This window comes from Pseudomonas sp. Snoq117.2 (genome assembly GCF_900110545.1).
Lineage (GTDB): Bacteria > Pseudomonadota > Gammaproteobacteria > Pseudomonadales > Pseudomonadaceae > Chryseomonas > Chryseomonas benzopyrenica.
The window spans coordinates 1,050,110-1,074,926 of record NZ_FOED01000001.1 but is presented as its reverse complement, the minus strand read 5'-3'; the positions used below and the strand labels follow the sequence as shown (position 1 = coordinate 1,074,926).

Here is a 24,817-nt window from a genome sequence, read left to right as displayed (position 1 = left end):
AACGGTATCTTATCGCCAGCGCCTGGAATCTTTTGTTGGACAGCGGCGCCCCGTCTTTCCGACACTCGAGCTACTTCCTCAGAGGATCCTGTCATGCCCGCTCGCCTGCTGCTCAATTGCGATTCCGGTGAAAGCTACGGTGCCTGGTCCATGGGCGACGATGCCCATGCCATTCCCCTGGTCGACCAGGCCAATCTGGCCTGCGGCTTCCACGCCGCCGATCCCCTGACCATGCAGCGCGCCGTGACCCTGGCGGTGGCCAATGACGTACAGATCGGCGCCCATCCGGCCTATCCCGACCTGGTGGGTTTCGGTCGGCGGCCCATGGCCTGCACCCCGGCCGAAGTGGAGGCCATGATCCTTTACCAGATCGGCGCCCTGGACGCCTTCTGCCGCGCCGCAGGCGTGCGCGTCGAATACGTGAAGCCCCATGGCGCCCTCTACAACGCCCTGGTCAAGGACGATGCCCTGCTGAGCGCGGCGCTCTCCGCCTGCGCCCGTTATCGCCAGGGACTGCCGCTGATGGTGCTGGCCAAGGCCGACAACGCCCGCGAGCGCCGGCTGGCCGAAGCCGCCGGGGTGCCGTTGCTGCTGGAAGCCTTCGCCGACCGCGCCTATCTGGCCGACGGCTCCCTGGCCCCGCGTGGCCAGGCCGGCGCCGTTCACCATGATCCCGAGCGCATCCTGGCGCAGGCCGTCGCCATCGCCCGGGGCGAAGACTTTCCCGGCTTCGATGGCCAGCCCATGCGCCTGCAGGCCGACAGCCTCTGCGTGCATGGCGACAATGCCGAATCCCTGGCAGTGCTGCGCCGGCTGCGCGCGGCGCTGGACGCCCTATGATCGCCTGCAAGCCCTTTGGCGTCGCGGCGCTGCTGCTCGAACTGGCCGAGCACCCCGATGCCGAACTGCCTTCGCGCATCGCGCGCCTGGGCGAGCGGATTCGCCAGCGCTTCGGCGCGGCGGTGACCGATCTGGTGGCGGGCTGGACCAGCCTGCTAGTGCACTACGATCCCCGGCAACTGACCCTGGCCGAGCTGCAGGCCGGCCTCGAACCCCTGCTGGCCGATTGGCCAGGTGCCGCGCAGGCGGGCGAGGGCGGGCGTCTGCACGAGGTGCCGACGCTCTATGCCGGCCCAGACCTCGCCGAGGTGGCCGAGCGCTGTGGCCTGAGCGAGGCCGAGGTCATCGCCCGGCACTGTGGTCGTGACTATCAGGTAGGCGCCATCGGCTTCATGCCCGGTTTCGCCTTTCTCGGTGAGCTGGACGAGCGCCTGGCGCTGCCCCGGCGCAGTACGCCGCGCACCAGCGTCCCTGCCGGCAGTCTGGCCATCGCCGAGCGCCAGACCGCGGTCTATCCCCAGGCCTCGCCAGGGGGCTGGAATCTCATCGGCCGCTGCCTGTGGACGGTCTTCGATGTCCGGGCCGAGCCGCCGTGCCTGCTGGCGCCTGGCGATCGCGTGCGCTTCGTACCGGTCGACGAAGCGGCCTTTCGTGCCCAGGGAGGTCAGCCATGAGCGATCTGCTGGTCAGCAAGCCCGGTCCCCTGACCCTGCTGCAGGATCTCGGCCGCCAGGGCTGGCAGCACCTGGGCGTGGCGCCCTCGGGCCCCATGGACGGCCATGCCGCGCGCTGGGCCAATCGCCTGGTGGCTAACCCGATGACGGCGCCGCTGCTGGAGATCGCCCTGGGCGGCGCCGAATTCGAGATCGAGACCGACACCTGGCTGGCCCTGACCGGCGCGCCCCTGGACGCCCGGCTGGATGGCGAGTCCCTGCCGGCCTGGTCGTGCTTTCCGGTAAAGGCCGGCGCGCGACTGCGGCTGGGCTTCGCTCAGGCTGGACAGCGCGCCTACCTGGCTGCGGCCGGCGGAGGCTTCCAGGCGCCTGCGACCCTAGGCAGCATGGCCAGCAACAGACGCGAAGGCCTGGGCGGTCCGGATGGCAATGGCGCTGCGCTGGTGGCAGGGCAGCAGTTGGCCTGCGCTGCCGTGACCGAACTGCATGCGCGCGGTTGTGGGCCGGCGGCGCGCTTCGTGCCGGACTATCGCGAGGTGCCAACGTTAAGGGTGATCTTTGGCGGTGACGTCGAGGCCTTCGGTCCGGCGGCGCAGCAGGCGCTCTGCGACCAGCCCTGGCGCATCAGCCCGCAATCCGACCGCATGGGCATCCGCCTGGCCGGGGACGTGCCCCTGGCGCCACCACGCCGCCAGTGGTCGCTGGGGGTGGTGACCGGCGCCATCCAGGTACCGCCCGACGGCCAGCCCATCGTGCTCATGGCCGATCGCCAGACCATGGGCGGCTATCCGCTGCTGGGCTTCATCCATCCCCTGGACCTGGCGCGCCTGGCCCAGTGCCCGGCCCATCACGAGGTGCGCTTCGCTCCGGTGGAGCTGGCGGTGGCCCAAGACGAATGGCGTCGTTTCCTCGCGTTCTTTTCCGGTTGAGGGCGCAGCCGGTCACACCCAAGGAATCTTGTCCGCTTCGATGAGTCGCACGCTCAGGGGCGATGCCGACTTCCCTTTCTCGGCGTCTGGCTTGAAACTTGCCTCACACGTCCCCTGTGACGACCGACAAGAAGGAGCTGGAACCGGCGATGAAAACTCCCAAACGCATCGAGCCGCTGATCGAGGACGGCTTGGTCGATGAGGTGATACGGCCCCTGATGAGTGGCAAGGAGGCGGCGGTCTACGTGGTGCGCTGCGGCAGCCAGGTACGCTGCGCCAAGGTCTACAAGGAAGCCGACAAGCGCAGCTTCCGCCAGGCCGCCGAATACCAGGAGGGGCGCAAGGTGCGTGGCAGCCGGGAAAATCGCGCCATGGCCAAGGGCTCCAAGTTCGGTCGCCGCGAGCGTGAGGACAATTGGCAGAACGCCGAGGTGACGGCGCTCTATCGCTTGGCCGATGCCGGGGTCCGGGTACCCAAGCCCCATGACTTCCTCGACGGTGTGCTGCTGATGGACCTGGTCACCGACGGCAATGGCGAGGCCGCACCGCGGCTCAACGACGTGACCCTCACCGCCGAGGAAGCACTGCGCTATCACGAGCTGATGATCGGCCAGATCGTGCGCATGCTCTGCGCCGGACTGGTCCACGGCGACCTTTCCGAATTCAACGTGCTGCTGGCCGAGGACGGCCCGGTGATCATCGACCTGCCCCAGGCGGTGGACGCGGCTGGCAACAACCACGCCTTCCGCCTGCTGGCGCGGGACGTGGAGAACATGGCGCTGTACTTCGGTCGCTTCGCGCCGGAATTGCGTACGACGCGCTATGCGCCGGAGATGTGGGCCCTGTTCGAGAAGGGCGAGTTGTTCGCCAATACGCGGCTGACCGGCGAGTTCGCCGAGCGTGAAGACCAGGCCGACGTCCATGCGGTGATGCGCGAGATCGAGGCGGCGCGGCGTGACGAGGAACGACGGCAGGCGGCGCGTCGCGAACAGGATGAGCCCAGTGTGCGCGAAGAGCCACCACCACCGTGGTTAAGCTGAGCGTGAAGCAGAACGATTAGCGCTGCGATGAGACGAACGGCCCCAGTGGTCGGGCGATGAACGGCGCCTCCCTGGCGCCGGCGCGCTAAACTGGGCACTGAACAGCACAGGACTCTTTTCATGCAAGGCCATCCGGACGTCATCAACTACCTCAACCAGCTGCTGCGTGGCGAGCTGGCAGCGCGCGACCAGTACTTCATCCATTCGCGGATGTACGAGGACTGGGGCTTGATGCGTCTGTACGAGCGGATTGGCCACGAGATGGAAGAGGAAACCCAGCACGCCGATGCCCTGCTGCGCCGCATCCTGTTCCTCGAAGGCACGCCGGACATGCGGCCCAACGGCATCACCGTGGGCCAGACCGTGCCGGAGATGCTGCGTGCGGACCTGGCGCTGGAGTACGAGGTGCGCGAAGCCCTGGCCCAGGGCGTGGCGCTGTGCAACCAGCACAAGGACTTCGTCACCCGCGAGATCCTGGTCGTGCAGCTGGAAGACACCGAGGAAGACCACGCCTACTGGCTGGAGCAGCAGCTGGGCCTGATCGACAAGATCGGCTTGCAGAACTACCTGCAATCCCAGATGAAGGGCGGCACCACGCCCCACGGCGCCGGCCTCTAAACTCGGCGGAGCGGCGCCGCCAGGTGTCGCTCAAGACCCGCGGGCGTCGCCCTCCGGCGCGCGTGGTAGATAGAGCGAGATGCAGGTGCCTGCGCCAGGTGTGGTGTCCACCTGGATCTGACCGCCCGACTGGTGCACGAAGCCGTGCACCATCGACAGTCCCAGGCCGGTGCCCTGGCCTGGCGGCTTGGTGGTGAAGAAGGGATCGAAGATCCGCTCCACTATCTCCGACGCGATGCCGGTCCCGGTATCGCTCACCTTGACCCTCACATAGTCGCCGGCGGGCAGGTCGTGCGGTCGCTCCGGCGCATCCTCGGGCAGATTGGCCGTGGACAACCGCAACTGGCCTCCCTGGGGCATGGCATCGCGGGCGTTGATTGCCAGATTGAGCAGGGCGCTTTCCAGCTGGACCGCATCGATCACCGTCGGCCAGAGCGGCTCCGCCGGCTCGGCCTGGACCTCGATCGCCGGGCCGACGCTGCGACGGATCAGCTCCTCCATGGCCAGCATCAGCTCGTTGACGTCGGTGGGCTTGGGTTCCAGCGTCTGCCGCCGGGAAAAGGCCAGCAACCGCTGGGTCAGGGAGGCCGCGCGCGCGGCATAGGCCTGGGCGCCACCGAGCAGCCGGTCGAGCTGGTCGGTACGGTTCTGCTGCAGGCGGCGCTCGATCAGCTCCAGGCTGCCGATGATGCCGGCCAGCAGGTTGTTGAAGTCATGGGCGATGCCGCCAGTCAGTTGGCCGATGGCTTCCATCTTCTGCGCCTGGTGCAGGGCCTGTTGGGCCTGGGTCAACTCGGCGGTGCGCTCGACCACCCGCTGTTCGAGGGTCTCGTTGGCGGTCCGCACCGCCTGGAACAACTGGGCCTGTTCGATGGCAATGGCCGCACGGGCGGCCAGGGCGACCATCAGCCGTTCGTGGCGGGCGTTGAAGCGCCTCGGCTCGGGATGGCCGAAGCCCAGTCCGCCCAGCACCGCCCCGCTGCGGGCTACCACCGAGACGGCCAGATAGCTGCGCAGGGGCAGACGGCTGGCCGTTCTGCCGGGAGTCGCCAGGGCCTGGCCAAGCCGGGGATCGCTCGCCAGGTCGTCACTCCGGACCACGCCCGCGCTGTCCAGGGTGGTGGCGAACAGCGCGGTGGCGCCGGACTCGCCGAACTGCTCGAAAACACCCCGCTCGACGCCGGACAGGGTGAAGCGCTGCAGGCGCCCGCCACGCGCTTCGGGCTGTGGATTGAAATAGGCGCCGAAGTCCGCTCCGGTCAGCTCCACGCCGGCATCGGTCACGGTCTGCACCAGGTGCGCCAGATCCAGCTGGCTGGCCAGCTCCGTGTCGATGCGCTTGAGGGCTTCCAGGGTACGGGTTTCCTCGCGCAACTCGGCCTCGGCCCGCTTGCGGTCGCTGATGTCGACGAGGAATTCGAAGGCACTGCCGTCGGGCAGGCGCTTGGCCGCCACCAGGGCCCAGCCGGTCGAGCCGTCGCGTCGCCGGTAGCTGCGCTCGTCGGGCGGCAGCTGGTCGTCGGCGCATCGCAACGTCGGCGCGGGCCAGGCGATGCGACCGGCCGCCAGATCCTCGTGGTCATGCCCGCTCATGCGCAGGAAGGCGTCGTTGGCATCGATCAACCGGCCCTCGGCGTCGAAGCACAGCGCCCCCACCGTCTCGATTTCCAGGGCGGTGCGAAAGCGGCGCTCGCTGGCCTCCAGGGCGGCCCGTGCCAGATGGGCTTCGGTGACGTCCTGCCCCTGGCAGAAGATGCCGATTACCTGGCCGGTTTCGTCGGTCAGGGGTTCATAGATGAAATCCAGGTACAGGGTCCGGATCGGTTCACCCGCCGTTTCCAGTCGCATCGGCTGGTGTTCGGCGACGAAGCGGCGACCGCTGCGATAGACCTGTTCGAGCCACTCGAAGTAACCCTGATTCTGCAGCTCGGGAAAGACTTCGCGTACCGTGAGACCTTCGCGGGGCCGACCATCGAACAGTCGGCTGAAGGCGACGTTGACGAAATCGAAGACGTGGTCCGGCCCGCGGACGATGGCGACGAAGCCCGGCGCCTGTTCGAACATCCGCCGCTGGCGCGCGGCATCGGCGGCGCGGCGGCGTTCGTCGAGGATGCGTTGGGTGGTCTCGTGCCCCTGGTTGAATAATCCGGCGACCTCGCCGCCTTCACCGCGGATCGGCGTGAAGCTGTAGTTCCAGTAGGTCTCGGTGACCACGCCCTGACGCACCATCGGCAGCAACTGGTCGAAGACGGAAAAGCCCTGGCCGGTGCTCAGGACCTGCTCGAATTGCGGCCCAACCACGGGCCAGATGTCCTGCCAGACCTCCTGTGCCGGACGGCCCAGGGCCCAGGGATGCCGCTCGGCGGGGATCGGCGCCCAGGCGTCGTTGTAGAGCAGCAGCAGGTCCGGCCCCCAGTAGATGGCGGTGGGAAAGCTGGAATTCAAGCAGATGCTGAGCGCGGAGCGCAGTGATTGCGGCCACTGCGACGGCGCGCCCAGAGGGGATTCCGACCAGTCGTGGGTACGCAATCGGGCACCCATTTCGCCGCCGCCGGCGAGAAAGTCCAATTCGTTCCAGTCGGCAATCTGCGCTGCCATCGATCACCTCTCCCCAGCCACTGCTGCCGTTCCAGGCGTTCAGACCACAATTGCACCGGAACTGCATGACCGCGACAGGTTTTTTTAGTTCGGGGTGGCGCTACAGGCGGGGCGCGTAGCGTTCGATGGCCTCCGGCAGGGCCCAGCCCGCGGCGAAAGCCAGGATCAGCAGGATCAGCGGCAACAGTACCCACCAAGTCCGGGTCGGAACGGGTTCCAGGCGATTGCCGCCGGTCTTTTGCAACAGCGCCAGGCTAAGGCCGCAGAAGCCCCCGGCGAGCAGGGCGCCGGCCAGGATGTCGGTCGGCCAGTGCACGCCCAGATAAACGCGACTGAGGGCGATGAGCGCGGCCGGCAGGGCCGCGATCACCAGCCAGGCGAGGCGCCCGCGTGGCCCGTAGCGGCGACCGACCAGGATGCCCAGGGTCAGGAAGAAGGCAAAGGAGGCCGAACTATGGCCGCTGGGCAGACTGTAGGTGGTGAGCGGCTCGGCCAGCACGTCCGGTCTGGCGCGGGCCAGCAGGTTCTTCAGTTGGCCATTGGCCAGAGCGGTGCCCAGGGTGGTGCCCAGGGCGAACAGCAGCGGCCGCCACTGGCGGAAGGCGGCCAGCACCAGAATCAGCACCGCGGCGAGGATCAGCTGGGTGCGGAAATCGCCCATGCGGGTAATGACCACGGCGACCAGGTTGAGCCAGCCTTCGCGATGCTCCTGGACCAGCGCCATCAGGCCCTCGTCGAAGGCGCGCAGGTGGTGCCAGCCGAACAGCAGGGCCAGCAGACCGACCAGGCAGAGCGCACCGCTGAGCAGGGTGGTGCCGGCCCGCTCGCGCCAGGCGCCGTGGGCGATGACGGTCGCCAGCAGCACAGTGCCGCCCGTCACGAGGCCCGCCTGATACCAGAAGCCCTCGGGCAGCGGCAGGCGCAAGGCCGCCCCGGCCAGCCAGCCTGGGCCCAGAGCCGCGATCGACCAGCCAGTCGCGGCCACCAGACTGACGGCGGCGAACTTCACCACGGGCATGTCGAGCATGCCGGCGATCAGCGGCAACAGGGGCCGCAAGGGGCCGATGAAGCGGCCGACCAGCAGGCTGGCAACGCCGTACTTGTGGATGAAGTCTTCCGCGCGGCTGATCCATTCGGGATGGGTACGCAGGCCCGGCAGGCGGCGAATGCGTTCGTGGAAATGGCGGCCGAGAAAATACGATACGGCATCGCCGAGGATGCCACCCAGGAAGCCCAGCAGCAGGGTGTCGAAGAGACTCATGGCGCCGTTGCCGGCGGCGATGGAAATGGCGAACAGCACCACCGTGCCGGGCACCACCAGACCGGCCAAGGCCAGGCATTCGAGAAAGGCTACGACGAAGATGGCAACGCCGAGCCACTCATTGTGATGGGTGATCCACTGGGTCAGGCCGGCGAACAGTTCCGTCATCGAAAGGCTTCCTGGGAGCTAAGGGCTGCGTCCTCAGACCCATGGGGAAAGCCTTGGTTGCCTCAAGGACGCGGATCGAGACGCAACGCCTCGGGGCGGGGAGATTGTAAATCGCGCTCGGGAATTTCCCAGACCAATAACTGTGGCGGGGTTTGTCGAAAGGCAGGGCTGTCGAAGTAGTCCCGCGCCGCGCCGGCGAAATGTCCGCCGTCCTTGGCGAAGCGCCCGACGCTGGCCCCCAGGGCCTGTTCCAGGAAGGGCAGAAAATTGGAATTGCGCGAGAAGGAGGTGCCGATCACCGCGACATTGGGCAGGTCGCCGTCGCCGAACAGGTCATCGCTGGCGCCGGCCGCGGCGCGGCTGTCGACCTGGGTCAGCCGCAGGACCTCGGGCGCGGGTTGCAGGCGCGGCGGTAGCCAGTCCAGGCCGGCCAGGCGCACCAGGTCACCGGGCCGCGGCGCTGGCGCCAGGTGCGTACGACTGAAGGCCCGCGCCGGAGTGGCGTGGAAGGGCAGCGCCTGGATATGGGTGGCCAGGGCGCGGGCCGCGGCCTCGGCACCGGTCTCGTTCCAGTGGGTGTCGGTGCGCAGGAAGGCGGCGCTGCCCAGGGGCGCGAGTGCCGCGGTGAGGTCGAGCACCGGCACCTGGGCGGCGCTGAGCAGCCGCGTCCAGTCGGCGACGCGGCTGGCGAAGGCGGCCGGTCGGTGCAGGCTGCACAGCTGGTCGGCGGCGATGCGGCTCTTGTCCGGCACCACGGTGACCAGCAGCTGGATGTGCCGGGCAGCCAGTTGCTGACGCAGCTCGATCACCGTCTGGGCGCGGGCCCGGGCATTGGCGGCCGCCTGGCGCGGGACGTCGAGTTCTTCGGCGAGAAACAGCCAGCCAGGGCAGCCCTGACGTACCCGCGGACCGGTATCGCCCAGCAGCAGCCAGCTGGCGCCCCGTTCCAGGCGGGCAGCCGCTTCCGGCAGCGGCGCCTTGGCCAGCTCCTTGGCGATATGGTGGGTGAGCTCGCCTTCGAGCAGGGCGTGGCGATCCACCCGCTCCGGCCAGAGCGACAGGCGCTCGCTCAGCAGCGCCCAGGCGCAGGACGCCAGGCCAAGTGCCAGGAACAGCGCGAAGACGATTCCCGCCAGGGGCGCCAGGCGTGTGCTGGTGACACTGGGCGGCTGCGGGGCGGGCGAGGGCGGCAGGGCGGGAGCGCTCATGACGGCGGCCTCAGAACTGGAAGTAGAGGAAGGGCACGGCTTCGCGGCTGGCGATCAGCGCGAAGCAGAGCAGGAAGCCGGCTATCGGCCAAAAGGCACCGACACCGCGCAGCAGGGCGCTGCCAGGCAGACGCGCCTCGATGCGCGCCTGCCACAGCGGGGCGAGGACGCAGGCCACACCCAGGGCGGCAGCCAGGCCGTGCACGGGTCTCAGGGTCACGGCCAGGGCATCGCCCAGGGCGAAGCCGTGCAGGCCGAACTGACCGGCGTACATCGACAGCGCCGTGGCGAAGTCCGGCGCGCGGAACAGTGTCCAGGCCAGGGCCACGAACAGCAGGGTCAGGCCGTGGGCCAGGGGACGCGGCAGCGGGCGGCCACCGAGTTCGTCCCAGAGGCGATCCAGGCACAGCGCCAGGCCGTGCAGCATGCCCCAGAGCAGGTAGTTCCAGCTGTCGCCGCCGTGCCAGAGGCCGGCGATGGCCATGGTCAGGAAGAGATTGCGATAGGTGCGCCAGCGACCGCCGCGATTGCCGCCCAGGGAGATATAGAGGTAGTCGCGCAGCCAGCTGGACAGCGACAGGTGCCAGCGCCGCCAGAAGTCCTGGATGCTGCGGGCGAGATAGGGTCGGTTGAAGTTTTCCGGGAAGTGGAAACCCAGCATCAGGCCCAGGCCGATGGCCATGGCGCTGTAGCCGGCGAAGTCGAAGAACAGCTGCAGCGAATAGGCCAGGCAGCCGATCCAGGCGTCGACGAAGGACGGCTGATCGAGGTGGAAGGCCACATCCACCAGCGGCGACAGGGTGTCGGCCACCAGCACCTTCATGCATAGGCCGATCATGAAACGGCGCGCGCCGAGGGCGAAATTCTCACGAGTGAACCAGCGCTGGTTGAGTTCGCGCCGCACCCAGTCGTAGCGGATGATCGGCCCGGCAATGGAGTGGCCGAACATGGAGAGGTAGGTGGCGTAGTTGACGAAGCTGCGCTCCACCGGCACCACGTGGCGGTGGACATCCACCAGGTAGGAGATGGCCTGCAGCACGATAAAGGACAGCCCGGCCGGCAAGGCCACCTTCTGCCAGTCCAGCGGCAGGGCGCCGGCGCTCACCAGCACCTGACTCCAGGTGGCGGCGACGATGTTGGCGTACTTGTACCAGCAGAGCACCGCCAGGTTGAGCACGATCAGCCCGGCGAGCAGCCGCAGCCGGGTCCTTGAGCCTTCGCGCGCGCGATCCACCAGTAGCCCGCCGACCCAGGCCAGCAAGGCCAGGGCCATGTGCAGCAGCAGGAACAGCGGACTCAGCCAGCCATAGAACAGCCAGCTGCCCACCAGCAGCACCCCGTTGCGCCCGCCGGGCCGCGCCAGGGCGTAGACCAGCAGGAACAGCGGCAGGAAGAGGGTGAGGAATTCCAGCGAGGCGAAGACCATCGAGCGGCTGTCCTTAGTGGGCGATAGCGTCCTGGGTGGCGAGCAACCGCGGACCCGCGGCGCCGGGTAGCAGCAGCACGCTGTAGCGCTCGCCGGCCTTGAGTTCGCCCAGGTCCAGGGCGTCACCGGTGGCTTGGCCGGCGCAGGTCAGCTGCACCTTGAGCGCCACGGCGTTGAGGCTGCGGCGCTGGAGGGTGCCGTCGGCAACGTTCTTGAATATCTCGGCATTGCGACCGGCCGCCTGCAGCCCCGGGCTCGCGCACTGCGGATCCAGGCTGTAGAAGGCCAGCGAGGCCTTGAGGGCGTTGAAGTCGTCGGGTTGCTCGCGCACCAGGCGCTGCACCAGCGGGCTGCCGGGCAGAACTACCAGGGTGGCGAATTCACCGGCGGCCACGGTCAGCTCCAGCGGGGCCTTGGCCGCGCCCTGGACCAGTTCGCCCTGGATGGCCTTGGTCGCCGGCACCGTCAGGTAGTCGGAGACCGGCTTGGCGGCTTCCAGTTGGAGCCGTGCGGCGGAGCCGGAGGCCTGTAGCGCCAGCGGCTCGCTGCCGGCGTTGACGAATCTGAGGAAAGCCGAGTCTTCGCTGGGGCCGGTGGGATAGAGGGACACCTCGGCCTGGGCCATCCCGCTCACTAGCAGGCCGAGCAGCAGCAGGGCCTTCACTGGGCGGCTCCCTTGAGTTTGTCGGCGGGCAGCTTGTTCAGGGCGTCGACGATGGCCGAACTCCAGGACTTGTAGCCCGGGCCGGTGAGGTGCTGGCCGTCGATGGTGGCCCACTGACCGGGCTTGGCGAAGCTCAGAGAGTCGATGTAGCTGCAGGGTGCGACGTTGCTGGCGAGGAAGCCGGACATCAGCTTGACCCGGTCGAAGGTCTTGCCGTATTTGCCGCCCTCGGTGCCCCAGGTCGGGCCGACCCAGGCGCAGTGGGTCTTGGTGGCGGCGATGGCCTTGGTCAGGCTGGTGGTCTGCTGCCAGACCCAGGTCTTGGGAAAGCTGGGGTTGGTGTAGCTGGCCATGGTGTCGCCCATGACGATCAGCACCAGGTCGGGCTTGTCGGCGGCGATGAGTTCGTTGATCGGCTGGGTGGCGGCCTTGCCGCCGAGCACCACGGCCTTGTCGCCGTTGCGCCGCTCGGCGCCGCCGCAGGTGCCAGGGGTGACCTTGAGCCAGTCGCCGGCGTTGGTGCCGCAGATACCCAGGGTGTGCACCTTGGCGCCTTGCTGCACCAGGCTGTCCTGCAGGGCGCCGATCAGGTAGTCGGGGGTGGCCAGGTGGCTGTCGCCGATCATGAGAATGGTAAGGCCGGTGAGAAGGCTGGCTGCCATGGGAGCTCCGTGAATCAGTTGTCGTAGGGGGAACGATAGGGACTGACCGGCAGGGCGAGTGCACGGTCCTGGGGATCCAGCGTATAGCGCAGATAGAGGCCGCCATTGAGCTGTTGGAAATCGCGGCCGTTGTCGACGCCGAGGTTGCCGCCAACGAACAGCTGGCGCCCGAGCTGGTACTCGGTGGCGCCATGGAGGCTGTAGCCGATACTGGTCTTGCTCTGGCCGCCATAGACCGCCGGGGCGCCGAGCGCCTGGCTTGCCGCGGCCTGCAGCCGGGCGTCGGTCGGATAGAAGTCGGCGCCGTCCTGCACGATGCGCTGCACGCCTACCGCGCCGCGCAGCTGCCAGGTCCAGCGATCGGTACGCTGCGACCAGGTCAGGGGCACGCCCAGGGCATAGAAGCGCTGCGGACTGAAGTAGCCGCCATGGCCGTAGGTGAAGAAGGCCTGGTTGTTGTCGTAGGCGATGCCGGTGAGGGACAGGCCCAGCGTCAGGCGGCTGTCTTCGCTGTTGATCAGATAGCGATACAGCCCGGTGCCCAATTCGGTGCGGCTATTGTCGGCGACATGGTTGCCCAGCAGCCGGTACCAGGAAGCATAGGCATAGGCGCCGAACTGGCGGTCGTCATAACCGAGCTGGCCGCGTACGCCGTTGGCGGTCACGCCGCCCCATTGCTGACCGGTACGGGCGTCCTCGCTGCCGGCAAAGGAGGTCAGGCTGTCGATCACCGCGCGGCGCGAGGCCGAGAGGGTGTAGCGGCTGTTATCGGTCAGCGGCCGCTCCAGGCTCACCCCTCCCACTGGCGTCGAATAGAGAAAGCCCAGGGGGGTGGTGCCAGCGTCGGCCTTGAGACCGCGCTGGGGATCGCTGTAGGCCACCGCGAGGCCCACGCCGCTGTCGCTCTGGCTGCCCGGCGAGGCATCCGGCGCGGCCTGGGTCGCGGCCGGACCGCCACCGAAGCGACTGCGGGCGTCGCTGCCGACGCTGCCGGCGTTCAGGCTGACCGGGGTCACCCGCACGGCCAGGCGCACGTCGCCCAGCGGGAAGTCGATCTCCAGCGGCGCCTCCACGTCGGTGAGCTTGCCGAGGCCGCGCTCGTTGTCGTTGCTGCGCACGGTGAGGCCCTGGGTGATGCGCGCACTGCGGGTCTGCAACAGGTCGTCCAGGGCGCGCTCGGCGGCGCTGTCCTGCGGGGCCACGGGCGCGTCCGCCAGGGGTGCGGCCTTGGCCGCCGCCAGCAACTGGTCGGCAGTGGGCGGAATGGCCTGGCTGGCCAGGGTGGCGCTGCCGCGCCGCGTGCCGAAGGGATTGGCCGGCGCGCTGGCCAGGGGCCGCGCGGTCTCGGCGTCGCGGCGCTCCACCGCGACCACCTGGCGCAGCAGTTCGGTGGCCCGGCCATCGCGGCCCAGGGCGCGATAGAGACGTGCGGCCTCGGTCAGCACCGCCACGTCATCGGCGCCCAGGGTGACGGCGCGTTCGAGGGCGCGTTCGGCATAGGCGCTGTCACGGGCCCGCACGGCCGCATCGGCCGCGCCCAGTTGCAGCCCGGGATTGTCGGGCGCGCGGCGCAACAGGGGCTCATAGAGGCGCAGCGCCTTGTCGGCCTCACCATTGGCCAGGTACAACCGCGCCAGGGCGGCATTGGCCAGGTCATCGTCCGGGCGCTGGGCCAGGGCTGGCGCGAGGGTGTCGTAGGCGGTGACCAGATCGCCGCGCTCGCGCAGCTGGTCGGCCTGGCGCACCCGATAGCGATAGAGCAGGTCTTCATAGCCCTGACGGTGCGCGGCGCTCAGGCGCTGCCCCTGGAGGTCGTGCAGCAGGGCGTTGACCTCGTCGTCGGCGCCACTGCGCAGCAGCACCTCGCCATATTGCAGGCGCAGGGCGGGATCGGGCGTGCGTTCGCGGGCCAGGACATCGCGCAGCAGGCGCAGACCGCGTTCGGGATCGCCGGCCTCGGCATAGGCCGCTGCCAGACCACCCAGGGCCGCGGCGCGCTCGCCGGCCTGCGGCTCCAGGGCCGCCAGCTGGCGGCGTGCGGCCTGCTGCTGGCCGCGGCGGGCTAGGTCGCGAGCGGCGCTTACCCTGGCATCGAAGTCGAGATCGGTGGCCAGGCCGTTCATGGCCGGAGTGCGCTGGGCCGACGGGATGCGCCCGAGCAGCTCGCGCGCCGCCGCGGGATCCTGCTGCTCCAGGGCGAACAGGGCGCGGACATAGAGCGCCTCGGGGCGTTGGGGATCCTTGGCTAGGCCACTGGCCAGGGTCTGGCGGGCCGCCTGAGCCTGGCCCTGGCGTAGCTGCAGGCGGGCCAGGGCGAGCAGCGTCCAGACGTCGTCCGGATCGGCGCGGCGAGCGTCTTCCAGGGCGCGCCGGGCGCCCTGGAGATCGCCACGACCTTCGGCCAGCTTGGCTTCCTGCAGGGCCTGGGTGGCCTTGAGCCGATCCAGATTGCCGAGCTTGGCGCGCTCGGCCGGGGTCAGGGTGTCGAGCAGGCGCAGGGCCTCGGCCGGACGGTCGCTCTCGGCCAGCAGGTCGATCAGGCCGCGGCGGGCTTCCAGATTGCGCGGATCCTGCTGCAGGATCCGCCGATAACCGGCCTCGGCGGCGTCCAGCTGCCCGGTCTGGGCCTGGAGTCCGGCCAGGGCTAGCGGCGCTTCCGGACGCTTGGCGTCCAGCCGCAGCGCCTGCTCCACGCGGGCACGGGCGGTAGTGAAGTCGTTGCTCTGCTGGGCCTGACGGGCCTGGGCGAGCAGCGCCCAGTAGCGCACCTCGGCCAGGGGCGCCTGCCAGCGCGCCCCGCCCGGTTGGCGGCTGGCGCGGCTCAAGAGGTCCTCGGCGTCGCTGAAGCGCTCCTGGCGCTGGCGGACGATGCCCAGTCCGCCCAGGGCGTTGGCGTCGTTAGGTGCCGTCTTGAGCCGTGCCTGGAAGGCCTCTTCGGCAGCGCCCAGCTCATTGCGGCGCAAGGCCTCGATGCCGCGGGCCAGTTGCGGATCCAGACCGCCGCTGCGATTCAGGGCACGGCCCTTTTCCAGCTGGGCGCGCAACTCGGCGTCGTCGGGATGCTGGCGTAGATAGGCCTCGAACAGCGGCACCTCGGCCGGACCGGGCGGACCGCTCCAGACCAGGGCCTGGCGCCAGTACTCAGCGGCCTCGCCGCCGATGTCCTTACGCGTGCTGAGATCGGCCAGGGCCTGGATGCCACGGCTGCGACTGGCCGGAAAACGCGCCAGGTGCTTGGCCTGGATCAGCATCAGCGCCGGGTCGGCAGGTTGCAGCTTGCGCAGGCGCTCGATGCCTGGACCCGCTTCCTGCCAGCCATTGGGGGTATAGGCGAGGATGTCGTAGTACTCCCGCGCCAGATCGCCCTGGGGCAGCCGACCGCCAAACAGCTGGCGATAGAGCGCCAGGGCCGGCACGGGCTTTTCTTCGCTGACCAACTGGCGGGCATCCACCAGGCGCTGCGGATTGTCGCCACTGGCCAGGGCGATGTCCTGTTCCAGTTGCAAGGCCTGCTGGGGCAGGGGCTTGAGCGCCTGCAGGCGGCGCAGATAGGCCTGGGCCGCCGACAGCCGGTCGGCCTGTACCTCGATCAGGCCCAGGCCGTAGAGCGCCTCGGGCTGCTGCGCATCCAGTTCGAGCAGTTTGTTCCAGGTCTCCTGGGCGCGGGGCGCGTTCTTGCGTGCCTGCCAGAAATGCCCCTGCTCGATGAGCAGCGCTTCGGGCGTGCCGGCCGCCAGGGCCAGCGGCGGCAGCAGGAGACCGGTCAGCAGGGTAGCCAACAGTGGCGTGCGGATCATGGTCTAGCGCTCCAGCCGTTGACGGGCACGGGCACGGGCACGCAGCGCCGCATAGAGCAGGCCGGCCAGCAAGGCCACGCCCAGGGCGCTCAAGCCCAGCATCAACAGCGGGTGGCGAGCCAGTTGCCAGCGGACATAGAGCAGCGGCCCCAGGCTACCGATGTGATAGGTCTCGTCGGCCACCAGGCTCTCCACCTGCTGGCCGCGCACCGTGGCCAGGCTGCCCTGCAGCCCCTGGGCATAGTCTTCCCGGGTGGTGAGGGCGCGGCTGATGTCGGCCAGACCTTCGGGGCGGGCGGCGACCAGGGCCACCACGCTGCGACCGCTCCTGAGCGGCGATTCGAAGCCGGCGACGAAGGCCGTGCCGGCACCGCCACTGGCACTCAGGGCCGCGCGGCTGCGCGCCAGGCTGACCGCGTTGTCACTGCTGAACCACTGGCGCACCTTGAACGCCAGGTCGGAAACCTCGAAGCGCTGGCTGTTGCCGGCGAAGCCGGCCGGCAACTGGGCGGCCCAGCGCTGCAGCAGCGGCTGGTCGGCGCCGCTGGCGATCAGCAGCAGGTCCTTGTCGGCCAGACCCTCGACCTCGCCCGCGCGGGCCACGGTGACCGCGGTGGCGGGATAGCCGGTGGAACTGCCGAAGCGGCCGAGCACGTTCAGGTAGCTGTCGATCTCCGCTGCGCTGGGCGCATCGGGCAGGATCACCGCGGTTTCGCTCAGATCCGCCAGGCGGGTGAAGGGAAAGCCGCTGTCCTTGAACACGCCCAGATTGGGCAGGGCGATGAAGTGCCGATAGCCGGACAGATCCAGGGTCGAGTCCGGTTCCAGGGTGCCGCGCATGTTGTCGATGATGACGTCGCGGCATTCACCCTGCTTGAGGTAGTCGTACATGAAGCGGAATTGCAGGCGGGCCTGCAGTGCCTCCCCATCCAGCGGCAGCCGCACCTCGGCCTCGCGGGGCAATTCCTCGTCCTTGATCAGACCCAGCAAGCCCTGGTCCAGGTGCTCCTGGGACGGCAGGGGGATGGACTGCACGAAGCGGTCGTTGAAGCTCACCAGCAGCGAGGAATTGGTCGCCACCGGCTGCGGGGTGTAGCGGTATCTGAGGTGCAGCGGCAACCCCTGGTTGCGCCAGAGGAACAGGTCCGGCGGCAGTCGCAGCGGCACGGTCACCGTTCCCGGCGCGTAGCCGGAGACGGCGAGCTCCTTGGGCGTCGCCAGCTCGCCCAGACGCACCGGTCGGTCGCTGGGCAGCCAGTTGGGCGCATCGTAGGGCTTGCGCGGTTGTAGCGCCTGCAGGGTCTCGATGGTCATGCCCTGGCCGGACAGGGTCTGGTGACCCAGGGCCACGGCGCTCGCTGCGCGCTTGAGTTCGTTGGCATCGCGCCCGGAGATCACCAGCAGCTGGCCCTGGGGATCGAAGGGGTTGACCAGGATGTCGACCCGCGCCGCCGCCGGTGCCGGCAGACTCAGGCCCAGGGTCTTGGCGCGCTCTTCGCTGGTGACCAGCACCACGGCATTGCCCTTGGCCGGCAAGGCGCTCTGGCTGCTGGGAAAGCGGGCGCCGCGATAGCTGGCCAGGGCGCTGAACCAGGACGACAGGGTGCCGGCGGCCTCCAGGGTGCCGTTGTCCGCCGCGCCGGCGATGACGAAGGGCAGCTCCAGCGGGCGGGCATCGCGGCGATCGAAGAACGGCTGCGGCAGGCGCGCCAGATCCGGCGCCAGGTCCAGGCGGTTGACCTGGATGTCCAGGCGGCTGCCGTTGCTCACCTTGGCCCAGAGACTGGAGTGCAGCGGGTCTTCGCACTGCATGGTGTAGTGGCCGATCAGCTGGATGCTCAACCGGTTGAACTCGGTGATCAGCCGCGGCGGGATATCCACTACCCGGGTCTGGGGCGTGCCGGCGGTCTCCTTGGGCAGCGGAATGCTGGCGGCGACCTCGTCGTTGACCAGTACATTGAGCTGGGACAACTCCGGCAGCAGCGCTGGGGAATAGGTGTAGTTCAGCGTCACCTTGGCGGCGCTGACGATCTCGTCGGCACGGATATCGAAGCTGACCCCGTCGCGACTGTCGATGCCGCGCAGATTGAAGGGATAGACCGCGCCGAGCTGCTTGAAGCTGTTGTCGTAGCCGCTGCCGGCCATGGCCACGGCCACCGGGGGTGCGCTCTGGGCCAGGGTGATGGCGGGTGCGGCACCCAGGGTGGCGAGCAGGAGCGGGGCGAGACGAAGCGACACGGTCATGGGCGGTCCAGGGAGGCGGAAGAGGAGGGCGCCGTGCGCCGGGAAGGTCGGCTCAGGCGCCAGACGTTGCGATTGAGATCGGCGATGCCGCGCATGCCGATCAGACTGACCTCGCGCAGCGAGCCCAGCAGGGAGTCCGGGCGATGATTGCCCCAGGCCTCGGCCCAGAGATCGGCGCGGGAAAAGGTCATGCGCACCAGCTCGCGCTGTTCGGTGACGCTGAGCTCGGCGAAGCGGGTGCCCACAGCGCCGGCGCGGCTGAAGGCCACGGTGGCCGGGAAGCGGCGGCTGCGACCGTCGCGGCTGAGTTCCACCTCGACCGCGCTGCCCTCGGGCACCTGCACACCCTCGGGTAGCTGCAGGCCAACGCCGCTCTGGGAGAAGTCCAGGGTAGTGCACGCCAGGCGGCTGCCATCGGCGAGGACGAGTCCGGCCGGCAGGGCGGCGGCCACCCGCGGTTCGGCGCGTACCTGGCGCGTCTCGCTCGCCACGGCCACCGCAGCACTGGCGATCACCAGGTTGTAGAGGGTCCAGACCAGATTGATGGCCACCGTGGTCACCGCTTCGGGATCGCCGAAGAACAGCCGACCGATACCCACCCCCAGACCGAGCAGATTGAGTGCCAGCAGCACGATGTAGGGCCGTGCCAGCTCCCAGTCGAAGTAGTCGCGGGCGATGATGCCGCCCTTGTCGGTGACGTTGAACTTGCCCAGCCGCGGGTTGATCAGCGCCAGCAGCGTGGGTCTGAGGATGTACCAGGCCAGCACCGTCTCGTAGACCTCGTTCCAGAAGGAGTGGCGGAATTCGCCCTGGATGCGCGAGTTGGTCAGGTTGGAATGCAGCACATGGGGCAGCACATAGCAGGTGATCAGCAGTGCCGAGGCGTGAAAGATCTGCGCGCTGAACAGCAGATAGGCCAGTGGCGCGGTGAGGAACACCAGGCGCGGCAGACCATAGAAGAAGTGCAGCATGGCGTTGAGGTAGCAGAGCCGCTGGCCGAGGGCGAGGCCCTTGCCCAGCAGCGGATTGTCCATGCGAAAGATCTGCGCCATGCCGCGGGCCCAGCGGATGCGCTGGGCGATATGGCGCGACAGGCTTTCGGTGGCCAGACCGGCGGCCTGGGGAATGCCCAGGTAAGCGGTGTTGTAACCGAGCCGATTGAGCTTGAGCGCGGTGTGGGCGTCTTCGGTCACCGTCTCGGTGGCCACGCCGCCGACCTCTTCCAGCATGGTGCGCCGGATCACCGCGCAGGAGCCGCAGAAGAAGGTGGCGTTCCACAGGTCGTTGCCGTCCTGCACCAGCCCATAGAACAGTTCGCCCTCGTTGGGCACGGTGCGAAAGGTCTTGAGGTTCTTCTCGAAGGGATCCGGGGAAAAGAAGAAGTGCGGCGTCTGCAGCATGGCCAGCTGCGGATCCTTGAGGAACCAGCCCAGGCAGACCTGCAGGAAGGAGCGCGTCGGCACGTGGTCGGCATCGAAGATGGCGATGTACTCGCCATCGGTCACCTTGAGCGCCGCGTTGAGATTGCCGGCCTTGGCATGCTCGTTGTTCTCGCGCACCAGGTAGGAGACGCCAGCGGTCGCGCAGAAGTGGCGGAAGTCCTCGCGGCGGCCATCGTCGAGCACGTGCACCCTGAGCTTGTCGCGCGGCCAGTCGATGGCCTGGGCCGCCAGGATCGACAGCTTCACGATGCTCAGGGCTTCGTTGTAGGTGGGGATGAAGACGTCCACGGTGGGCCAGGCGGCCGGATCGGCCGGCAGCGGCACCGGTGTGCGGCGCAGCGGCCAGATGGTCTGCAGATAGCCGAACACCAGCACCGCCAGGGCATAGAGCTCGGCGGCCACCAGCCCGTAGCCGAGCACCATTTCCAGCGGCGTCTCGAAGCCCAAGGTGCTGGTCAGGCGCCAGTAGAGGTAGCGCAGCGACGCCAGCAGCGACAAGAGGATCAGCGCGATCACCGGCAGCCGCCCGGGCAGCCGGCGCAGCAGCAGGGCCGCGACGAAGCAGCCGACGGCGAACAGCGCCTGCTCTTCCAGCGCCAGGGGTACGCTCACCAGCAGGGCGCCCAGCAGCGCGGCGGCCGTCCAGGCGAGCAGCTGCAGCCAGGCCGGCGCCACCGGCGTTGCGGGCGGGACGTCGGCACTGCGCGCCGCGCGGCGCTGGCGAACCTGATCCAGGCGGTCGAGAACGCTCATGGCTAGGAATGCGCCGCGTAACGCAAGGCCGGTCGCAGCTCGCCGAGCAATTTCCGGCCCAACTCGGCGAGGCCGTGCGCCCAGGCGTCCTGGACGCTGGCCAACCCCTGGCCCAAGGCCAGTGCCTGCTCCAGATCAGGACTTTCCGGCAGTACGCCGAGAAGGCGGTCGCCCCAGGAATGCGCCACGATGGCAGCGATGTCCTGACTCAGGGGACGTGCGGGATCGACCCGGTTGAGCAGGTGCAGCGGATGGACCTGGCCGGTGCAGTGCTGCCACTGGCGTTCGAGGCGCGGCAGACTGGCATAGCCGGTCGCATCCGCGGTCGTCACCCCGAGGACCCGGGTGGCCAGGGCCAGCGCCTGACGAGTCAAGGGCGTCGAGCCCGTGGGGCAGTCGAGGATCACCAGGGTGTCGGCCGGGACGTCGAGTGCCTGCAGGCGCCGCGTCAGCCACTGGGTGTCGGTGGCCAGCGCGCGTTCCAAAGCCTGCAGATCCAGGTCGTCGGGGGCGCCGAAGGGCACCAGGCGCAGGCGATCGTCCACCGCCAGGCAGGCGGAGAGCGGAGCCCTGATCGAGCCGGTGGTGGACGAGGCTTCCTGCAGCAACAGCGAAGACAGCACGTTCTGACTGTCCAGCTCCATCAGCAGCACCGCCTGGCCGCTGCGGCTCAGTGCCTGGGCCAGGCCTGCGGCGATGACCGTCTTGCCGGTCCCGCCCCGGGCCGAGGTCAGTGCCAGCACTGGACCGGCCAGTGCCGGTCGCGAGCGACTCAGCGCCTGATCCAGCGCAGCAGCCGCCTGGCTGGCCTGGCGGCTGCTGTGCAGCTGCGCCAGCTCCCGCGACAGCGGCGGCAACTCGCCTGGCTCGGCCTGAACGGCAGACTCGGCAAGCGCCCTGACCGCTTCGACCGGTGCGCGTGGGGACGGCAGCGGCGCAGCCGTCGAGACCGCCTCATGCAACTCCGCTTCGGGCGCCTCGAATTCCTGGTAGCGCTGGGGATCACCGCCGAAGGAGCGGAACAGATTGGCAATATCCAGCGAACGGACCATGGCTAATTCCGGGAGGTTGAGGGGCTGGGCGGATGCTTGACGTCAGATTAATGGCTAAAAGCCACCAGGCGTCATTTTTGCGAATACTGTCACGCGGGATTCGTGACGCACCAATTGAAAATGCGTATGCGGGCATTGCAGCGGAGCGAACGGATAGTTGCGCTATTCGCCCCTGTCTTGCGGCAATGGTTGGATGACCTCAACGCCTCGTCAACGCCATGTCTGGTGCGGTTCGGACGAAAGGCGCGGCCTGGGGATGGGGCGGTCGAAGCGACGACGAATGTGGGGATGAGCGGTCGTTTCGGCGGCGAAGGAAGGATGCCGCAGGGTAAGAAAAAGGCCCGCGGGTGCGGGCCTTTGTGCTTATTCCTCGTTGCGCGAACGGTAGGGCTGCGGCCGCGAGAGTTGCGGTCGGCCTTCCTGCTCTTCGAAGAAGTAGCGCAGATAGAGGTTGCCGTTGACGTCGCGCTCGTCCTGGGCATTGTCCATGCCCAGACGGCCCCCCAGAGCGAACTGCCCGCTGAGGCGGTATTCGCCGCTGGCCGAGAGGCTGTAGGCCACGCCGGTCTTGCTCTTGCTGCCGTATTGGCCTTCGCCGGCGGCTTCCGCGGCCGCCTGCAGGGCGGCGTCGTCGGGATAGCGATCCGCAGCGTCCTGGCGAATGGTCTGCACGCCCAGCATGCCCTGCACCTGATAGGCCCAGAGATCGCCGCGCTGCGCCCACACCAGGGGCACGCCGATGGCGAAGTAGCGCTGTGGACTGAAGTAACCGCCATGGCCGTAGGTCAGGTGATTCTGGTTGTTGTCGTAGCCGATCGCGGTGGCCGAGAGGCCCACGGTGAACAGGCTGTCCGGGCCATTGCGCAGATAGTAGTAGACGCCGGTGCCGATCTCGAAGCGGTCGTTGTCCTTGACGTCATGGCCAGTCAGGCGATGGGCCGCGCCGTAGATGTAGGAGCCGTAGCGCCCGTCGTCGTATCTCAGCCGCGCCAGGCCGCCATTGGCGGTGACGCCGCCCCACTCCTGGCCGGTGCGCGGATCGCGGATGCCGCCGTAGGAGGCCAGGGAGTCGGTCACCGAACGCCGCGACACGCTCAGGGCATAGAGCAGGTTCTCGCTGAGGCTGCTCAGCGGGCGTTCCAGGGTCGCGCCGCCGACCACGGTGCTGTATCTCAGGCCCACCGGCGAGACGCCGATATCGCCCTTGAGGCCGCGCCCGGCGTCTTCCACGGCGATGGATGCCGCCACGCCGTTTTCCTTCTGGCTGCCCTCGCTGCTGCTGTCGTTGATTCGCGTCGGGGTGACGCGCACGGCCAGGCGCTGGTCGCCGGCGGGGAAGGAGATCTCCAGCGGCGCGCTGACGGTGGTCTGACGCGAACTGCCGCTGGGATCGTAGCTGCGTACGCTCAGACCCTGGGTGATGCGGATGCTGCGCTCGCGCTGCAACTGGCCGAGTATCTGCTCGGTGGCCAGGCTGCTCGACAGGCTGCTGGTGGGCACCACGGACAGGTCGTTGAAGGGGTTGTTGGCAGCCTTCTGCGCCTGCAGCGGATCGCTCCAGGCGTAGTCGGCGCCGCCGGCGTTGCCACCCGCGGCGGCCGGAACGGCGGCCAGGGCGTCATCGCTGCGGGTCTGCCCGGGCAGGGTGGCGAAGGGATTGTCGCTGGCACCGGCGGCGCGGGCCGCGGATTCGCGATCCTTGCGCTCCACCTGCACCACCTGCTCCAGCAGGCCGGTCGCGGTACCGGCCATGCCGATGTCGCGATAGAGCAGGGCGGCGCGGCGCAGCACCTGGGGATCGCTCTGGCCGAGCTTGACCGCCTGATCCAGATACTGGCGGGCGGTGACGCTGTCCTGGGACTTGGCGGCGATCTCGGCGGCGCCCAGGTAGAGTTCGGCGTCCTTGGGCTGGTCGCTGAGCACGTCGCGATAGAGCTGGCGGGCCTTCTGGGTGTCGCCACTGGCCAGGTACATGCGCGCCAGGGCGGCCTGGGCGGCCTTGTCGTCGGGACGGGCCTTGAGCGCCGGGGCCAGGGTGTCGTAGGCGGCGGCCAGCTTGCCCTGATCGGTGAGGCGATCGGCCTGGCGGATGCGATAGCGGGCGAGGAGATCGTCGTACTGTTGCTTCTCGCCACTGTCGAGTACCACGCCCTGCAGGTCGCGCAGGACGTTGCCCACGGTCTGGTCCTGGTTCAGCTGTAGCTGAATGCTGGCGTAGTGCAGCTGCATGGCGGGCGCCGGGCGGGTATCGCCGGAGATCATCGGCTTGAGCAGGGCCAGACCGTGTTCGGGATCGCCAGCGGTGGCGAAGGCCTCGGCCAGATCGCCGATCAGATCCGGATTGCGCCCGGCGCGGGCTTCCAGGCGCTGCATCAGGCTGCGCGCTTCCTCGCGGCGACCCTGCTTGGCCAGGGCCACGGTCTCGGCCAGTTGTTCGTTGAAGGTGATGCGCGCGGCCAGGGCGTTCATGTCCGGCGAACGCTGCGCCTGGGGGATGCGCATCAGGGTCTGCATGGCGCGCGGGTATTCGCCCAGTTCGTTGGACAGCAGGGCGCTGGCATAGAGCACCTCGGGACGCTGGGCGCCATCCTTGACCAGACTGTCCACCAGGTCGCGGGCGGCGCGCGGCCGGCCCTGACGGACCTCCAGGCGGGCCTGGGCCAGGCGCAGCCAGGGATCTTCCGGGGCTTCCTTGCGCGCCTGTTCCAGCAGCCGCGAGGCGCCCTGCAGATCGCCCCGCGCCTCGGCGGCTTCGGCTTCCTGCATGGCCTGGCCGGCGCGCAGGCGATCCAGGCCCTTGATCGGGCTCTTGGCGCTCGGCTGCAGATTCTTGGTGAGTTGCAGGGCTTCTTCGGTGCGGCCCAGCTCGTTGAGCGCGGCGATGCGCCCATAGTAGGCGTCGACGTTGGCCGGCTCGCGCATCAGCACCTGGCGGTAGGTGGCCTCGGCCAGTTCCCATTGGCGCTTCTGGCTCTGGATGCCGGCGAGGAACAGCTGCGCCTCGACCGCTTCGGGCTTCAGCCGGATGGCTTCGACGCTGAGATCCCGCGCCTGGTCCAGCTCGCGCTTGTTCTCGGCCGCATGGGCGCGTTCCAGCAGGTGGTGGTAGCGCGCCTCGTCCAGCGCCGGCTGCCAGGTCTTGCCGCCTTTCTGTACGGCCTGGGTCAGCAACTGCTCGGCATCGGTCCAGCGCTGCTGCGTCAGCCGGGCACTGCCCAGCTTGCCCAGGGCATCCGGATCCTGGGGCGTCTTCTTCAGCTGGGCTTCCAGCGCCTGGACGGCGGCCGCGGTCGGCGCGGCGTCGGCAGCGGCGGCCCAGGTCGCGTCGGCATGGATCAGCAGGGCGAGCAGACCAAGGGACAAGGTGAGGTGCTTGGGCATGGTTCTTTCCGTGAAGGCTGGTAGGCGTCGCTGCAGCACCTGGCGCAGAGCTGGAACGAT

General features: G+C 68.9%; 16 protein-coding genes. 5 read left to right on the top strand and 11 right to left on the bottom strand.

Annotated features, from left to right (window positions below; translation table 11 throughout):
* Positions 1–93 precede the first annotated feature (93 nt).
* The 5 genes from BMZ43_RS05250 (at position 94) to bfr (ending at position 4,101) form a co-directional block, all read left to right on the top strand.
* Complete coding sequence (locus BMZ43_RS05250; protein ID WP_093250632.1) at positions 94–840, top strand: 5-oxoprolinase subunit PxpA; 747 nt, start codon at positions 94–96, stop codon at positions 838–840.
* Complete coding sequence (gene pxpB / locus BMZ43_RS05245) at positions 837–1,514, top strand: 5-oxoprolinase subunit PxpB (protein WP_093250629.1); 678 nt, start codon at positions 837–839, stop codon at positions 1,512–1,514. The genes BMZ43_RS05250 and pxpB overlap by 4 nt, the downstream gene beginning before the upstream one ends.
* Positions 1,511–2,443, top strand: coding sequence for a 5-oxoprolinase subunit C family protein (locus tag BMZ43_RS05240; RefSeq protein ID WP_093250623.1), 933 nt, complete (start codon positions 1,511–1,513; stop codon positions 2,441–2,443). Before pxpB ends, BMZ43_RS05240 begins: the two co-directional genes overlap by 4 nt.
* Positions 2,444–2,592: 149 nt before the next feature.
* Positions 2,593–3,483 carry a PA4780 family RIO1-like protein kinase gene (locus BMZ43_RS05235; RefSeq protein WP_017642530.1) on the top strand — a complete coding sequence of 297 codons (891 nt, stop codon included), beginning with the start codon at positions 2,593–2,595 and terminating at the stop codon, positions 3,481–3,483.
* A gap of 120 nt (positions 3,484–3,603) precedes the next feature.
* Positions 3,604–4,101 carry a bacterioferritin gene (gene bfr / locus BMZ43_RS05230; RefSeq protein ID WP_093250619.1) on the top strand — a complete coding sequence of 166 codons (498 nt, stop codon included), beginning with the start codon at positions 3,604–3,606 and terminating at the stop codon, positions 4,099–4,101.
* A 30-nt stretch (positions 4,102–4,131) separates the two neighbouring features.
* Here the strand turns inward: bfr and BMZ43_RS05225 are convergent, their stop codons facing one another.
* The 11 genes from BMZ43_RS05225 to BMZ43_RS05175 form a co-directional block, all read right to left on the bottom strand.
* Positions 4,132–6,699 (bottom strand): ATP-binding protein, encoded by a 2,568-nt coding sequence (locus tag BMZ43_RS05225; RefSeq protein ID WP_093250614.1) that lies wholly within the window; start codon positions 6,697–6,699, stop codon positions 4,132–4,134.
* A 100-nt stretch (positions 6,700–6,799) separates the two neighbouring features.
* A complete protein-coding gene (locus BMZ43_RS05220) occupies positions 6,800–8,128 on the bottom strand; it encodes a bifunctional DedA family/phosphatase PAP2 family protein (protein ID WP_093250604.1) in 1,329 nt (442 codons plus the stop codon).
* Between the two features lie 62 nt (positions 8,129–8,190).
* The gene (locus tag BMZ43_RS05215) at positions 8,191–9,336 is read right to left on the bottom strand and encodes an alginate O-acetyltransferase AlgX-related protein (RefSeq protein ID WP_093250599.1); all 1,146 of its coding nucleotides are present in this window, start codon (positions 9,334–9,336) and stop codon (positions 8,191–8,193) included.
* A gap of 10 nt (positions 9,337–9,346) precedes the next feature.
* Positions 9,347–10,762 (bottom strand): MBOAT family O-acyltransferase, encoded by a 1,416-nt coding sequence (locus BMZ43_RS05210; protein ID WP_017642526.1) that lies wholly within the window; start codon positions 10,760–10,762, stop codon positions 9,347–9,349.
* Positions 10,763–10,775: 13 nt separating this feature from the next.
* Positions 10,776–11,387, bottom strand: coding sequence for an alginate O-acetyltransferase AlgF (locus tag BMZ43_RS05205; protein WP_051226201.1), 612 nt, complete (start codon positions 11,385–11,387; stop codon positions 10,776–10,778).
* A 35-nt stretch (positions 11,388–11,422) separates the two neighbouring features.
* A complete protein-coding gene (locus BMZ43_RS05200) occupies positions 11,423–12,088 on the bottom strand; it encodes an SGNH/GDSL hydrolase family protein (protein WP_017642524.1) in 666 nt (221 codons plus the stop codon).
* Positions 12,089–12,102: 14 nt separating this feature from the next.
* Entirely contained in the window at positions 12,103–15,885 is a 3,783-nt protein-coding gene (locus tag BMZ43_RS05195) for a cellulose biosynthesis protein BcsC (RefSeq protein WP_093250595.1), read from the bottom strand.
* 3 nt (positions 15,886–15,888) lie between these two features.
* The gene (gene bcsB, locus BMZ43_RS05190) at positions 15,889–18,129 is read right to left on the bottom strand and encodes a cellulose biosynthesis cyclic di-GMP-binding regulatory protein BcsB (protein ID WP_093250590.1); all 2,241 of its coding nucleotides are present in this window, start codon (positions 18,127–18,129) and stop codon (positions 15,889–15,891) included.
* Positions 18,126–20,324, bottom strand: a complete 2,199-nt coding sequence (gene bcsA, locus BMZ43_RS05185; RefSeq protein WP_093250587.1) for a UDP-forming cellulose synthase catalytic subunit — start codon at positions 20,322–20,324, stop codon at positions 18,126–18,128. Before bcsA ends, bcsB begins: the two co-directional genes overlap by 4 nt.
* 2 nt (positions 20,325–20,326) lie before the next feature.
* Positions 20,327–21,376, bottom strand: coding sequence for a cellulose synthase operon protein YhjQ/BcsQ (locus tag BMZ43_RS05180; protein WP_017642520.1), 1,050 nt, complete (start codon positions 21,374–21,376; stop codon positions 20,327–20,329).
* A 363-nt stretch (positions 21,377–21,739) separates the two neighbouring features.
* A complete protein-coding gene (locus BMZ43_RS05175) occupies positions 21,740–24,757 on the bottom strand; it encodes a cellulose biosynthesis protein BcsC (RefSeq protein WP_093250584.1) in 3,018 nt (1,005 codons plus the stop codon).
* Between the last annotated feature and the right edge of the window lie 60 nt (positions 24,758–24,817).